Source organism: Tenuibacillus multivorans, assembly GCF_900103915.1.
In the GTDB taxonomy this organism is placed as follows: domain Bacteria; phylum Bacillota; class Bacilli; order Bacillales; family Alkalibacillaceae; genus Tenuibacillus; species Tenuibacillus multivorans.
The window spans coordinates 82,618-96,125 of sequence record NZ_FNIG01000003.1 but is presented as its reverse complement, the minus strand read 5'-3'; the positions used below and the strand labels follow the sequence as shown (position 1 = coordinate 96,125).

Genomic DNA, 13,508 nt, shown 5'->3' with positions numbered 1-13,508 from the left:
TCGCCATTAAGTCTTGGTGATAAGCCAAGTTTTTCTTTAAAGGGGAGAGAAGAATGATTCTTGAAAGTGCTTTAGGGGTTTTTGTCATCACATTTTTAGCCTTATTTTTTTTAATTGGAGAAATGTTAGTTAAATTAAAAGGAATTGGTATTGTTCTAGGTCTTGGGTTCATGGGTTTTTATTTCACAGCCCATTTATCTTCATTAGGCTTATTCTTAATATCAGGCGCCTTTATTTTTGGTATTTTACTAATTATTTTAGACGGAAAACTGATTAACGATGGTACAATTGCGGCTGTCGGATTCATTATCATTTTGATTTCCGTAGCATTTGCAGCTTCGAGTTGGACATTAGCTCTCTATAGTGCCACGGGAGTTATCCTTGGTACTTTTTCAAGCTTTTTTCTTATTAAAGTCTTACCCCGGAGAGAGATGTGGACTAAAGTCGCTTTAATGGATCAATTGACTAGTGATCGTGGCTACAACTCCATGAACCAATCCTATGGAAATTTGCTACACAAAGAAGGGGTAACTGTAACCGTATTAAGACCCTCAGGGACCATCAAAGTGGATAATCAAGAAATTAGTGCCGTATCACGGGCAAAATGGATTGAAAAAGGAAGTCACATTAAAATCGTTACAGTTGATGGAACAAAAATAGAAGTGGAAGAGATTGACCAATGAAAAGAATAATGCAAGAGCATTATCTAATACTAAAATATAAGGCTCTTTAAGTGAGCCATTTTTTATCCTTTTAAGATGTTTAATTTCTTATAAAATGTTTGAGTGCCTCTTTGATTCTCACTTCGTCTAAAGGATTGTAAACTGGGCGGTTTTTTTAATCTAAAATGATGGAATGTAAAGTTTTTGTAAATTTTATGTTAAGCCTTTACTAATCCTTTTAACCCCCATACAATTGTATTCGGCTTACGTAATTTCTTAATAGAGGTGAAACGATGGACTTACAAGAAATGATATTTTTATTCATTGGTGGTTTAGGTATTTTCCTTTTTGGAATTAAATATATGGGGGATGGTCTTCAAAAGTCTGCTGGGGATAAATTAAGAGACATTTTGGATCGCTTTACGACTAATCCATTTATGGGTGTTTTAGCTGGGATAGTCGTAACCATACTTTTACAAACGAGCTCAGGTACTACTGTTCTGACAATTGGTTTGGTGAATGCTGGATTCATGACACTTAGACAAGCTATAGGTGTTATCATGGGGGCTAATATAGGTACCACTGTAACGGCATTTATTATTGGTATTGAAATAAAAGAGTACGCATTACCTATTTTAGCGCTTGGTACTATTATGATTTTTTTCTTTAAGAACAAGAGAGTTAATTATATAGGTCAAACGGTTTTTGGTTTCGGTGCATTATTCTATGGGTTAAAACTAATGGGCGATGGTATGAAGCCTTTAAGATCATTAGATGCTTTTCAAGAGCTAACAGTTAGCATGAGTGATATTCCACTTTTAGGTGTTGCTATTGGAACGATCTTTACTGTGATTGTCCAAAGCTCTTCAGCAACGATTGGGGTTTTACAACAACTATTTGCTGAAGGAGCCATTAGTTCATTGGATGCAGTGTTACCAGTTTTATTTGGTGATAATATCGGTACGACGGTTACAGCTGCAATCGCAGCTATTGGCGCAAGTGTGGCTGCTAAGCGCGCAGCCTTAACCCACGTTATCTTTAATTTACTGGGTACGACAATATTTCTAATCTTGCTTCCTCTATTTACAGTGTCTGTCGAATGGATTAGAGATACCCTTATGTTAGAGCCGAAAATGACCATTGCCTTTGCACATGGTATGTTTAATGTTACTAATGTCATTATTCAATTCCCATTTATTGCCTTTTTAGCATTGATGGTAACAAAAATTATTCCTGGTCAAGATAATGTCATTGATTCTAAGCCTAAGCATTTGGACCCAATATTTATTGAACAGTCACCATCAGTAGCTGTAGCTCAGGCAAAAGAAGAATCTATTCACATGGGAGAAATCGCTGTTAAAGGATTAGAAGAAACTAGACAATTTTTAAATAATAATCAATTAAAGCATGCTGAAGTAGCTTATCAATTAGAGGATGCCTTAAACAATTTAGATAAGAAAATCACAAATTACTTAGTTCAAGCATCAGGATCAATATCTGAGGCCGAAAGTAGTTCACACTCTTCAGTCGTTGATATTGTAAGGGATATTGAACGCATTGGAGACCATTTCGAAAATATAATCGAACTTATTGAGTATCGCATTACAAACAAAGTTCAAATGACAGATAAAGCCTATGATGACATGAATACAATGTTTGACTTGACTATCGAAACGGTCTCTCAAGCTATTGACGCCTATAATAATATGGATGAAGAACTAGCTAAAGAGGTTATTCAAAAAGAGGAAGAAATTGACTCAATGGAGCGTAAATTCCGTAAGAAGCACATTATACGTTTAAATGAAGGGCAGTGTTCAGGATCTGCTGGAATTGTTTTTGTAGACATTATTAGTAATTTAGAACGTATTGGAGACCATGCGTTAAATATTGCGCAAGAGGTCGTTGGAAAAAAAGATGAGTAGAATTTGGATTACCAAGAAAATTCATATATAATCATGAATGATGATGGCTTGTCGCCAAGGTTTTTGACGGCAAGCTCTAATTTTTATATAGTATGTCATATTGGTGTTGACAAGTTACCAGTATCATGATAAATTATATCTCGTCGTCATAATTAGTTTGAATTAAAAAGGCTTTTCACATTCCAGCGTAGCTCAGTGGTAGAGCCACCGGCTGTTAACCGGTTAGTCGCAGGTTCGAATCCTGCCGCTGGAGCCATATGGCGGTGTAGCTCAGCTGGCGAGAGCGTACGGTTCATACCCGTGAGGTCGGGGGTTCGATCCCCTCCGCCGCTATTACATAATTTGAATACCGGAGCTAAAAAGCTTTGGACCGTGAAAATAAATACATAGTCAGACTACTTTATTAACATGGCGGTCGTGGCGAAGTGGTTAACGCACCGGATTGTGGCTCCGGCATTCGTGGGTTCGATTCCCACCGATCGCCCCATCCATTATTTAATATTATCGGACCCTTAGCTCAGCTGGTTAGAGCTATCGGCTCATAACCGATCGGTCGCAGGTTCGAATCCTGCAGGGTCCACCACTTTTTTAAATACGGAGGAGTACCCAAGTCCGGCTGAAGGGAGCGGTCTTGAAAACCGCCAGGGGCTTCACGGCCCGCGGGGGTTCGAATCCCTCCTCCTCCGCCATACATAATTGACTTGAACAAGCTAAAAACTTAGCTTGTTTTTTAATGTTTAAAATGTCGAATTAAAGGTTATTGTAGTAACGAAAAGATTTTAGTAATTTTAAGCAAAAGTGTTGCATGCTTTGGGAAGCATTGGTAATCTTTTAATTGGATGGGGTAATTATTATCCTCATGATAAAGTTTAAGGAGGAATTTCGTTATGGCTAAATTTGAACTACCAGAATTACCTTATGCATATGATGCATTAGAACCACACATTGACAAAGAAACAATGAACATTCACCACACGAAACACCACAATACTTATGTTACAAAGCTTAACGCAGCGTTAGAAGGTCATTCAGATCTTCAAGATAAGAGTCTAGAAGAACTTGTAGGTAATTTAGATGCATTACCTAGTGACATTCAAACTGCCGTACGTAATAACGGTGGTGGCCATGTTAACCATAGTTTATTTTGGACTATTTTATCTCCAAATGGTGGAGGAAACCCAACTGGTGAATTAGCAGATAAAATTAATGAAGCGTTTGGAAGCTTTGACGAATTTAAAGAAAAATTCGCAGCAGCTGCAGCTGGACGCTTTGGATCAGGTTGGGCTTGGTTAGTTGTTAAAAACGGTAACCTTGAAATTACATCAACACCTAATCAAGACACACCACTAATGGAAGGCGTGACACCGATCCTAGGCTTAGATGTTTGGGAACACGCTTATTACTTAAAATATCAAAACCGTCGTCCAGATTATATTTCAGCATTCTGGAATGTTGTTAACTGGGATGAGGTAGCAAAACGTTACGAAGAAGCTAAGTAATAATTTTCACATAGGAACCGGCCTTTATTAAAGGGTCGGTTTTTTGTATTTAGGAAATTATAATATTTAGGTTCTATTGTTCAATTAATGTAAGGATTGAAATAAACGTATAGACCGCGCCGTTTTGCAAAAAATATTGGTTAGGAAATGAGGGATAACATGTTTTCTAACCAGTTGTCTGGTGTTAGCCATAATGAGAAAAAGAATTTAGGGTTATTGTTGGTTATTGGATTACTGTATACGCTCGGTATAGCACTTTCAAATATATTCGTTAACATCTTTTTGTGGAAACAATCAGAAGAACTTTATATCTTGGCTTTGTATAACCTAACCACCTATATTACACAAGGTTTAATCTTTATACTGTTTGGTAAATGGGTCAAACGAATAGATCGCGTTATTATTTTAAGGGCTGGTATTTTTGTAATTTCAGTCTTTTTTATTTCTGTTTTACTTTTGAGTACAAAAGCCTCAGATTATTTCTATGTGCTAGGTATTTTAATTGGTGCAGGTTATGCCCTATTCTGGTTAGCTTATAATATTTTAATTTTTGAAGTGACTGAACCATATACGCGGGATTTCTTTAATGGCATGTTTGGGGCACTTCAATCAATCAGTGGAATGGTTGGCCCTGTTACGGCAGGTTGGATTATTACGGTATTAACAGGGTTTAAAGGGTATTTAACCATATTTTTTATATCATTTGTATTGTTTATTATAGCGATTATTTGCAGTATATTTTTGGAAAGGCGTGAAGTATCAGGTTCATATCATATTAAAGAAGTGATTAAGGAAAGGAAAAATAATAAACATTGGCGACAAATCTTAAACGCCCACTTTTTCCAAGGCATGCGAGAAGGTGTTTTCTTATTTCTAATTGGACTATGGGTTTACTTAGGAACACAAAGCGAATTAATTGTCGGGATATACAATGCGATTTATGCTGTCGCATCGCTAATCATGTATCAAATTATTACTCGATTCGTAAAACCTGAAAACCGCAAAATTTTAATTACGGTTGGGGCTATCTTTTTGTATATAAGTGTTATTTGGCTTGTGTATTCCGAATCATCCTTAGATTATTATATTTATGGAGGCGTATTAGGTATCTTTATCCCCTTATTTTTAGCCCCTTTATTATCAGTCTCTTATGACATTATTGGCAAAGCTAAAAACGCACGAGATTATCGTGTGGAATATATCATATTCAGAGATATTATATTAAATATGGGGCGTGCTTTATCATTAATATTATTTTTAATTGGTTTAGCCATATTCACTGAAGAACAGTGGATGATTTACTCTGTCTTAACATTCGGGGTTGGTTATTTTTTTACAGCGATGATCATCATAAATATTCATAAAAAAGATGAAACATGACCTTCAGACGTGACCTAAAAGGTGCTATAATAAATATAGAGACTAGAAGAGGGGGAGGAGAAAGTTTTGGGGAAAAAGAAACAAAAATCACATTTACCTCTTCGATTAAATGTATTATTTTTTGTTATATTTTTGCTGTTTTCAATCTTAATTTTACAATTAGGTGTTGTACAAATATTGTATGGGGAGGATGCGCAGGCAGAAATTGATCGTACGGAAAATGTCACATCAGAAATCCCTACACCCCGAGGGAAGATTTATGATCGTAATGGGAATGTTGTCGTGGACAATAGCTTGAAATACGCCATTACGTATACCCCACAAAAAAATGTACAGCCTGAAGATAATCTAAAGGTTGCCGAGCAATTATCTCAATACATGAAGATGGAACCTGATTCTGTGACAGAACGGAATATGAAGGATTATTGGATTTTAAAAAATCGTGACGAAGCTTATTCACGCTTAACAGCTGAAGAGAAGACACTTGGTGATTTAGAGCAATATTATGCTATGTTAGAAGATATTGATGAATCAGATCTAAGTAGTATTTCCGAAGCTGAAATGGAAGTTATTGCGATAAAACGTGAGCTAGATCAAGCGATTCAATTAACGCCACATGTTATTAAGAGTGGAGAAGATGTTACGAAGGAAGAATACGCAGTCATTGCTGAACATGCGTATGAATTACCCGGTATAAGTGTTTCGACAGATTGGAGTAGGGAAAACCTTTTTGCACCAACACTTTCTTCTTTTATAGGTGGTATTTCTGATCGAAATAGCGGCTTACCTAAAGATAAGCTAAATTATTATTTAGCTCGTAACTATAAATTAAACGATCGTGTTGGAGAAAGTGGAATAGAGGAAGAGTACGAATTATATCTTCAAGGTAAGAAAGAAATTAGACAACACGTTACAAATTCAGACGGAGAAGTCATCAAAAGTGAGCTTATTCGTGAAGGTGAACGCGGTAAAGATTTAATGCTGTCAATCGATATGGAAATGCAGCAGGCATTAGATCAGATTATACGTGAAGAAATGGAAAAGGTTATTTCTGAAAAGCCACAGGTTAATCGTCATTTTGATAAGGTGATGGCCGTCATGATGGATCCTAATACCGGTGAAATCATTGCCGTTTCTGGTCACCGTTACATCCGTGGTGACGAGGAAAATGCACCACGTTTTAGAAATGAAGCGTATCGAGCACTTTACGATGCACATCTACCGGGTTCAACCGTAAAAGGCGCCACAATCTTGTCAGGTTTGGATTCTGGTGTCATTGAACCAGGCACACAGTTTAATGACCACCCACTGCAGTTTGCTGGTTCACCAGATAAATCTTCTTGGACTAGTACAATCGGCGTCGTAGATGACATAGCAGCTTTAAAAGAATCATCAAACGTTTATATGTTCCGGACGGCTATGAGACTTGGTGGTCATTGGGATTACGTTCATAATAACCGGTTAAGGTATAATGGAGAAGGTTATTCGATCCTTTCAAATTATTTCAGACAATTCGGTTTAGGTGTTCACACTGGTGTTGATTATCCGTTTGAAGAAAATGGCTTTTTAGGTGATGATGATACTAAAGGTTATGAAGTTTTAGACATGGCGATTGGGCAATTTGAGAACTATACGACGTTACAACTTGCACAATATGTATCAACAATTGCCAATGGTGGATATCGATTAGAACCACATCTTGTTAAACAAATTCATAATCCATCTGATACTGAAAGTTTAGGACCTATTTATAAAGCTAATGAACCGACCGTTTTAAATAAAATTGACATGGACCAAGACTATTTGGAAAGGGTTCAAGAAGGATTCCGCCAAGCCTTTCAGGAGCCAAGAGGTACAGCCTATTACAAGTTCGCCGATGCCCCATATAATCCGGCCGGTAAAACAGGTACAGCAGAGAGTGCTATTTACCCTGGAGATGGAACAAAAATTGACACCATTAATTTATCACTAGTCGGTTACGCACCTTACGATAATCCGGAAATTGCCTTTGCGATTGTCGCACCACATTTGGGTGAGAGTGATTCTCATATCAATAACGAAATTGGACGTCGCTTGTTAGATACTTATTTTGAATTAAAGGAAAAACGTCAACAAGGTGAAACCGAATCTGATCCGAATAGTGAAGAGGAAACGGAGAATGTAGAAGAAAACACTGAAACAAGTGAAGAATAAACTAAAACAGCTATGAGGACCATAGCTGTTTTTATATATCAGGATTTTTGTATATGTTTTTTTCAGTAATCACAGCATCAACAGGAAGGTCGAAAACTTCATGTGGTACATGTTTAACTAACTGTAGTTCCATCGCGATTGAGATTTTATCTTGATTATAACTAGTTAAGAAACGATCGTAGTACCCACCACCGTAACCAATTCGATAACCTTGGTAATCAAATAGAAGACCAGGAACGATGATTAAATCGATGTCTTGTGACGATACGAGTTTTTTCGGGTCTTCTTTCGGTTCATATAAATCTAAAAAGACATTTTCAAGTTCATTTTTATTTGTGAATTGATAAAAACGCATGGTGTTATCTTCATCAGGGTAGCATTTAGGAATGACAACTGTTTTATCCTGTTTCCAAGCCTTTTCTATTATGGGCATCGTATCAAGTTCAATCTCTCTCGCAACCGTGATAGCGATTACTTCAGCACGAACCCACCATTCCGAAAGTAATAATTGGGTTGTAATTTCTTCAGCATATTGCTTTTTCTCTTGCTTTGGAATATGCTTTAATATTCGTTTGCTAAGGACTCGAAAAGTATCTTTGTACATTCCTATCATCTACTCCCCCGAATAATTTCATAACAAAAAAACAGCAGGTAATCCCTACTGCTTATTTTGTCTCACGGTGTAGCGTATGAGTTTTCTCTCTTGGGCAATATTTTTTCATTTCAATACGTTCAGTATTCGTCCGTTTATTTTTAGTAGTGTCATAATTACGATCACCACATTCAGTACATGCTAACGTGACTTGTACACGCATGTGACTCCCTCCATTTCTGCATTACAATCAATTTTGACTACATCATCATACCAAATGTCGACTAATTATTCAAGAACGAAATCGCCATGAATATGTAAAATAAAAGCATTCTCTTTCAAAATAGTTAATGTTAAACTATTTACTAGAATGTTGGTTGAGAGGTGAAAAACATTGATTTATGTTATAACATCATTATTTGTCGTTGGGCTCGTTTTATTCATCATATCATTTTTCTTACATAATCGGTTTGACGAATTAGAAAAACAGATTGACCAGTTGTCCATCTCGACGTTACAGGATGGTTATGTTCTCAAAAATAAAATAAAAGTATTAGAGGAAGAATTATTAACAGACCCGATGGATTTAACAAATTTACGACAACATATGAAGGAGCAACAACAAAAAGAAGCTGATAAAGAACCAGCGATAGTTAAAAATGTTAAGGCGTTATATGAGCAAGATTATACACTGGATCAAATTGAAGAGAAAACAGGGTTGAGACAAGAAGATATACGTGTGATTGTTAACCAAAGAAACAAAAATGAATCATTTAAGTAATCAATGATTAAAAAGGGGAATATACAGCATGCGAACTGTTGTACAATCTTTTGCTTTAGGAATACTAACGACTACAACCATTATCGGTATAGTTTTTTTTATAGGGAATAGCGAACCAGTCCAGAGCGAATCAGCCAATGAAGAATCATCATCTTTAACGGTTGAAACAGCTCAAGCCTTTTTAGAGGAAGAAGACTATGCCGTTGTAACTTCAACGAGTTATGAAGAAATACAGGTTGAGAATAAGCAGCTTCAAAATAAAGTTGAACAACTTCAAAGTCAATTAGAAGAGCAGGAAGAACAAGAAGTCGATGATGAACCAGAAAATACAGAGCAAGATGAAGTAGAAGATCTAGATCAGAATACTGAAACAACGCATACATTTACTCTTATAATTGAGAGTGGTATGACATCTATTGATATTGCTAATGAATTGGCAGAAGCGGATATTATATCTAATGCAGACGAGTTTAATCAGTTTTTAGAACAGAATCGTTATAGTCGAGACATACAATTAGGAGAATATGACTTAACTAGCCAATTAAATTATGAAGAGATTGCTCATATCATAACGAATTAAACGACATATTGATAATAAATATGTATGTAGGTTGTGTTGAACGCGAATAGGAGTTGTTATTTTGTTTGTCACTGAACAATATACATTATTAAGCGCTGTTAATCATTATATCGAACAACACCGATATGAGGTCATATATATATCAAAAAATCGTGATGAATATATTCTGCAAAAATATGAAAACCGGGTGAATCGTGTTTTGCGTTTCAAACGCCAAACATTTGACTGGTCTAATCATTTAAAACGTGATATTGAACAACGTGTATCATCTTTACTACGTCAAAGACAATTGATGAAAGGTAAAGAGGTTCATATTCATTTTATTTATATTTCTGATTTAGTCCCTGTTGATGATTGGGAGCGTTTTAAAACAACAACACCTATCAAAAGTAAAAAAGCTGTAGACGTTGCTATTTATTATTTGGATCAACATGAACGAGAGAATGAATGGAATAGGTTAATTCAAAATATCAACGAGGGGAATCCGGATTTATTATCTAAACATCCATCGATTGATGAGCAAGAACGTCAAACCATGTATTTGGAGCAAAAAATACAGGCTGATTTATATAAAAAGCAGCGAGAGTTTCGTGATGTTTTTCAACGCGGAAAGCCGCGTTTGACCTACCTATTACTCGGGATTAATGTATTGGTTTTCTTGTTATTAGAAATGAACGGTAGTAGTACGAATGTTCCCAATTTAATTGAATGGGGGGCTAAATTTAACCCTGCCATTGCAGATGGTGAATGGTGGAGAATTATCACCTCCATGTTCTTGCATATTGGATTCCTTCACATACTGATGAATATGGTTGCGTTATATTATCTCGGCGATTTAACCGAGCGAATATATGATACGCCACGTTTCTTTTTTATTTATATGGTTGCAGGTATATTTGGTGGGTTAGCCAGCTATGCAACAAACGATTCAGTTGCAGCTGGTGCATCGGGTGCTATATTTGGTCTATTTGGTGCTCTTTTATTTTTTGGTATGCATCATAAGGAAATATTTTTTCGAACAATGGGAGTCGACGTCCTTGTTGTCATTGGGATTAATATTGTGTTTGGATTAATGGTTCCTCAAATTGATAACGGTGCCCATATTGGTGGTTTAATTGGTGGATTTATAGCATCGCAAATCGTTCATTTGCCTAATAAAAGGGCCATGTTTAAGCAAGGTATTGCTTTTATCCTAATTTTGATATTGATGGGGAGTATGTTTACGATCGGTACTAAACAAGCCCATTCTTCAGCAAACCCAGAAACACTTGGGAGTTTATCATATCACTATTTAGAAGAGGGAGAATACGATAGGGTATTGGATATACTTGAAAAACCTCTTCAATCAGGCCTGGAAAAGGATTATTTGTTCTTTTATCGTTCGATAGCTCATATTCGACTTGCAAATATAGATTCTGCGAAGGAGGATTTAATCCAAACGATTGAGATTAATCCAAATTTCACAGATGCCTATTACAACTTAGGGATTATCTATATCAAGGAAAACAATTTGAAACAAGCTAAAACGCATATACAAAAAGCCTTTGAACTTGCACCAGACAATCAGCAAATTAAGGACATGTATCAGGAATTGAACGATTTGTCATAGTGGGTGAAAATATGCAAAATATATTGGATGTAAGACATTTATTAAAACGATTTGGTGTATTTGTCTATGTCGGTGATCGATCCTCAGATTTATTATTAATGGAGGAAGAATTAAAATCATTATTTGAAAATCGACTGATTAGTGGGGAAGAATATAAGCAAGCACTTCTTATTATAAAAAAAGAGAAAAAAGACCTAGTATAAAAATGAAAAATAGGCGTTATAATACATTGTTTTAGGGGTATGTTTTATAATAATATGTTTTTATTGAAACTTTTCTTTCTCGTAAACGTCTAATAATGGGAGAGAGAGAATGAATATAAATGGAGGACCATAACATGGAACGTTTAAAACGTGTACCATTGTTTATCATAGCAGCTGTATTAGTTGGCTTGAAAACATATATGGTGTATCGGTTTTATTTTAATTTATCAATTGAATCGTTATTTCAGGAAATCATCCTTTTTATAAATGCTTTCGCCTTTAGCTTTTTTATTTTTTCAATTGCGGCTTGGTTGAAAAGTAAAAGGCAAAGGAAATTTATATTAATAACCTCAGTCGTTTTAACGTTTATTTTACTTGCTAATTTAATGTATTACCGTAATTTTACAGATTTCATAACGTTACCTACATTGTTTCAAGTGAATAACGCTGGTGACTTGGGTACAAGTTTAATTTCGCTTGTTAAATTTGTTGATATCTTTTTGATCTTAGATGTCATCTTAATCTTTGGTTTAAGTAAGAAGGAAATATTTTCGATTAAAAGCTATTCTAAAGTTTTTAAACGACGAATTGCTTTAGTGGCATGTTCTGTGTTAGTGCTAAATTTAGCTTTAGCCGAAATTGAACGACCACTTTTATTTAAGCGCGGTTTTGACCGAGAATATTTAGTTAAAAACGTTGGAATATATACTTTTCATGCTTATGATGCGTTCATAACAGCATCAACTCAATCAAAACGTATTTTTGCGGATGGTTCCGAATTTAGTGAAATAGAAAAATACGTTAAAAGAAGCGTTCAGGATGAACAAAAGCAAAAACCTGATGAACCAATTAATTTAGAGGGTATTGCTGAGGGAAAAAATATTGTTCACATTTCGGTGGAGTCTCTACAAGACTTTGTCATTAATCGGACGCTACATGGTGAAGAGGTGACACCATTCCTGAATGATTTAATTAAAGATAGTTATTACTTTGATAATTATTATCACCAAACAGCTTTAGGCAAAACCTCAGACCATGAATTTTTAATGGATAATAGTTTATATCCTTTACCTAACAGTGCAGCGTTTTTCACACATGCACAAAATGAATATTTTGCGTTACCTGAAATTATAAAGAATGAAAAGGGATATAACTCTTATGTGTTCCATGCTAATAATGCTAGCTTTTGGAACCGTAATGTGATGTACGAAACACTGGGATATGATGAATTTTTCGATGTCGAATCGTTTGAGTTCGAGAAAGAAGATGTTATCGGTTGGGGTCTTAATGATAAGATGTTCTTCGATCAATCAATTGATATCCTTAAGGAGCAAGAAGACCCTTATTATGCTAAATTTATCACATTAACGAATCACTTCCCATTCGATATACCAGAAGAGGAAGCAACGTTAGAACCATATGAATCTGATTCAAATACGTTAAATCAATACTTCCAAACCGTACGTTATTCTGATGAAGCTGTCGAACAGTTTATGAAAAAAATGAAACGAGAAGGCTTGTATGATGATACCATTTTCATTATTACTGGAGACCATTACGGTGTACCGTCTTATCATAATGAAGCTTTAGGTGAATATTTGGGTAAAGAAATTACAGCATATGATGATGCATTACTCCAAAGAGTGCCATTGTTAATTCATATTCCAGGACATGAGGATGATCGCACGATTTCGACATTAACAGGTCAAATTGACTATAAGCCAACAATATTAAATTTCTTAGGTATTGAAAAGCAAGAGGATATTATTTTCGGTAATAACTTGTTTGCTTCAGAAGAGGATCGTAAAGACTTTATCGCCTTTAGAGATGGTCGGGTCGTCGGCAAGGACTATGTTTATGCTGCTGGTGTTTGCTATGAGCATGGCACTGGAGAACAAGTTGACGAAACGAAATGTGATCCAATTAGAGAAAAAGCCATGAAAGAGTTAAATTATTCTGATGAAATTATTTACGGCGATTTATTAAGATTTTACGATTTCGAGAGTGGCGAAATTAAAAAAGAGGAAGATGAGTAAATAATACTGGAGAGCTGCGAGTTGAGTAGCTCTCCTTTTTTTAGTATGTTT

12 protein-coding genes and 5 tRNA genes are annotated in these 13,508 nt (G+C 35.6%); 15 read left to right on the top strand and 2 right to left on the bottom strand.

Going from position 1 to position 13,508, the window contains the following annotated elements:
* Window positions 1-53: 53 nt before the first annotated feature.
* From BLP77_RS05410 to BLP77_RS05365, 10 genes are all read left to right on the top strand, one after another.
* Entirely contained in the window at window positions 54-683 is a 630-nt protein-coding gene (locus BLP77_RS05410) for an NfeD family protein (protein ID WP_093856100.1), read from the top strand.
* A gap of 272 nt (window positions 684-955) precedes the next feature.
* Entirely contained in the window at window positions 956-2,584 is a 1,629-nt protein-coding gene (locus BLP77_RS05405) for a Na/Pi cotransporter family protein (RefSeq protein WP_093856099.1), read from the top strand.
* 181 nt (window positions 2,585-2,765) lie between these two features.
* Window positions 2,766-2,840, top strand: a tRNA-Asn gene (locus tag BLP77_RS05400).
* Window positions 2,841-2,843: 3 nt separating this feature from the next.
* Window positions 2,844-2,917 (top strand) — tRNA-Met (locus BLP77_RS05395).
* A 78-nt stretch (window positions 2,918-2,995) separates the two neighbouring features.
* Window positions 2,996-3,071 (top strand) — tRNA-His (locus BLP77_RS05390).
* 19 nt (window positions 3,072-3,090) lie between these two features.
* A tRNA-Ile gene (locus tag BLP77_RS05385) sits at window positions 3,091-3,167 on the top strand.
* Between the two features lie 13 nt (window positions 3,168-3,180).
* Window positions 3,181-3,273, top strand: a tRNA-Ser gene (locus BLP77_RS05380).
* A gap of 198 nt (window positions 3,274-3,471) precedes the next feature.
* A complete protein-coding gene (sodA, locus tag BLP77_RS05375) occupies window positions 3,472-4,083 on the top strand; it encodes a superoxide dismutase SodA (RefSeq protein WP_093856098.1) in 612 nt (203 codons plus the stop codon).
* 159 nt (window positions 4,084-4,242) lie between these two features.
* A complete protein-coding gene (locus BLP77_RS05370) occupies window positions 4,243-5,463 on the top strand; it encodes an MFS transporter (protein ID WP_093856097.1) in 1,221 nt (406 codons plus the stop codon).
* Window positions 5,464-5,529: 66 nt separating this feature from the next.
* A complete protein-coding gene (locus tag BLP77_RS05365) occupies window positions 5,530-7,656 on the top strand; it encodes a peptidoglycan D,D-transpeptidase FtsI family protein (protein WP_093856096.1) in 2,127 nt (708 codons plus the stop codon).
* Between the two features lie 31 nt (window positions 7,657-7,687).
* On the opposite strand, the gene BLP77_RS05360 is transcribed toward BLP77_RS05365, so the two are convergent.
* Both BLP77_RS05360 and rpmG read right to left on the bottom strand, forming a co-directional pair.
* Entirely contained in the window at window positions 7,688-8,260 is a 573-nt protein-coding gene (locus BLP77_RS05360) for a 5-formyltetrahydrofolate cyclo-ligase (protein ID WP_176752969.1), read from the bottom strand.
* Window positions 8,261-8,321: 61 nt separating this feature from the next.
* Window positions 8,322-8,471, bottom strand: coding sequence for a 50S ribosomal protein L33 (rpmG, locus tag BLP77_RS05355; RefSeq protein WP_093856094.1), 150 nt, complete (start codon window positions 8,469-8,471; stop codon window positions 8,322-8,324).
* Window positions 8,472-8,642: 171 nt separating this feature from the next.
* Between rpmG and BLP77_RS15780 the strand changes: the two genes are divergently transcribed.
* From BLP77_RS15780 to BLP77_RS05330, 5 genes are all read left to right on the top strand, one after another.
* On the top strand, window positions 8,643-9,029 hold the full coding sequence (locus BLP77_RS15780; RefSeq protein WP_176752968.1) for a hypothetical protein: 387 nt from the start codon (window positions 8,643-8,645) through the stop codon (window positions 9,027-9,029).
* Window positions 9,030-9,057: 28 nt separating this feature from the next.
* On the top strand, window positions 9,058-9,609 hold the full coding sequence (locus tag BLP77_RS05345) for a hypothetical protein (protein ID WP_093856093.1): 552 nt from the start codon (window positions 9,058-9,060) through the stop codon (window positions 9,607-9,609).
* 61 nt (window positions 9,610-9,670) lie between these two features.
* A complete protein-coding gene (locus BLP77_RS05340; protein ID WP_093856092.1) occupies window positions 9,671-11,218 on the top strand; it encodes a rhomboid family protein in 1,548 nt (515 codons plus the stop codon).
* A gap of 11 nt (window positions 11,219-11,229) precedes the next feature.
* A complete protein-coding gene (locus BLP77_RS05335) occupies window positions 11,230-11,421 on the top strand; it encodes a YqgQ family protein (protein ID WP_093856091.1) in 192 nt (63 codons plus the stop codon).
* Window positions 11,422-11,555: 134 nt separating this feature from the next.
* Window positions 11,556-13,457: an LTA synthase family protein gene (locus BLP77_RS05330; RefSeq protein WP_093856090.1), complete on the top strand. Its 1,902-nt coding sequence runs from the start codon at window positions 11,556-11,558 to the stop codon at window positions 13,455-13,457.
* Window positions 13,458-13,508 lie beyond the last annotated feature (51 nt).

Bases quoted from the DNA above. Each gene is read 5' to 3' on its own strand.
- BLP77_RS05405 (WP_093856099.1), top strand. From the start codon at position 956: ATGGACTTACAAGAAATGATATTTTTATTCATTGGTGGTTTAGGTATT.
- BLP77_RS05330 (WP_093856090.1), top strand. From the start codon at position 11,556: ATGGAACGTTTAAAACGTGTACCATTGTTTATCATAGCAGCTGTATTA.
- sodA (WP_093856098.1), top strand. From the start codon at position 3,472: ATGGCTAAATTTGAACTACCAGAATTACCTTATGCATATGATGCATTA.
- BLP77_RS05370 (WP_093856097.1), top strand. From the start codon at position 4,243: ATGTTTTCTAACCAGTTGTCTGGTGTTAGCCATAATGAGAAAAAGAAT.
- BLP77_RS05345 (WP_093856093.1), top strand. From the start codon at position 9,058: ATGCGAACTGTTGTACAATCTTTTGCTTTAGGAATACTAACGACTACA.
- rpmG (WP_093856094.1), bottom strand. From the start codon at position 8,471: ATGCGTGTACAAGTCACGTTAGCATGTACTGAATGTGGTGATCGTAAT.
- BLP77_RS05335 (WP_093856091.1), top strand. From the start codon at position 11,230: ATGCAAAATATATTGGATGTAAGACATTTATTAAAACGATTTGGTGTA.
- BLP77_RS05360 (WP_176752969.1), bottom strand. From the start codon at position 8,260: ATGTACAAAGATACTTTTCGAGTCCTTAGCAAACGAATATTAAAGCAT.
- BLP77_RS05410 (WP_093856100.1), top strand. From the start codon at position 54: ATGATTCTTGAAAGTGCTTTAGGGGTTTTTGTCATCACATTTTTAGCC.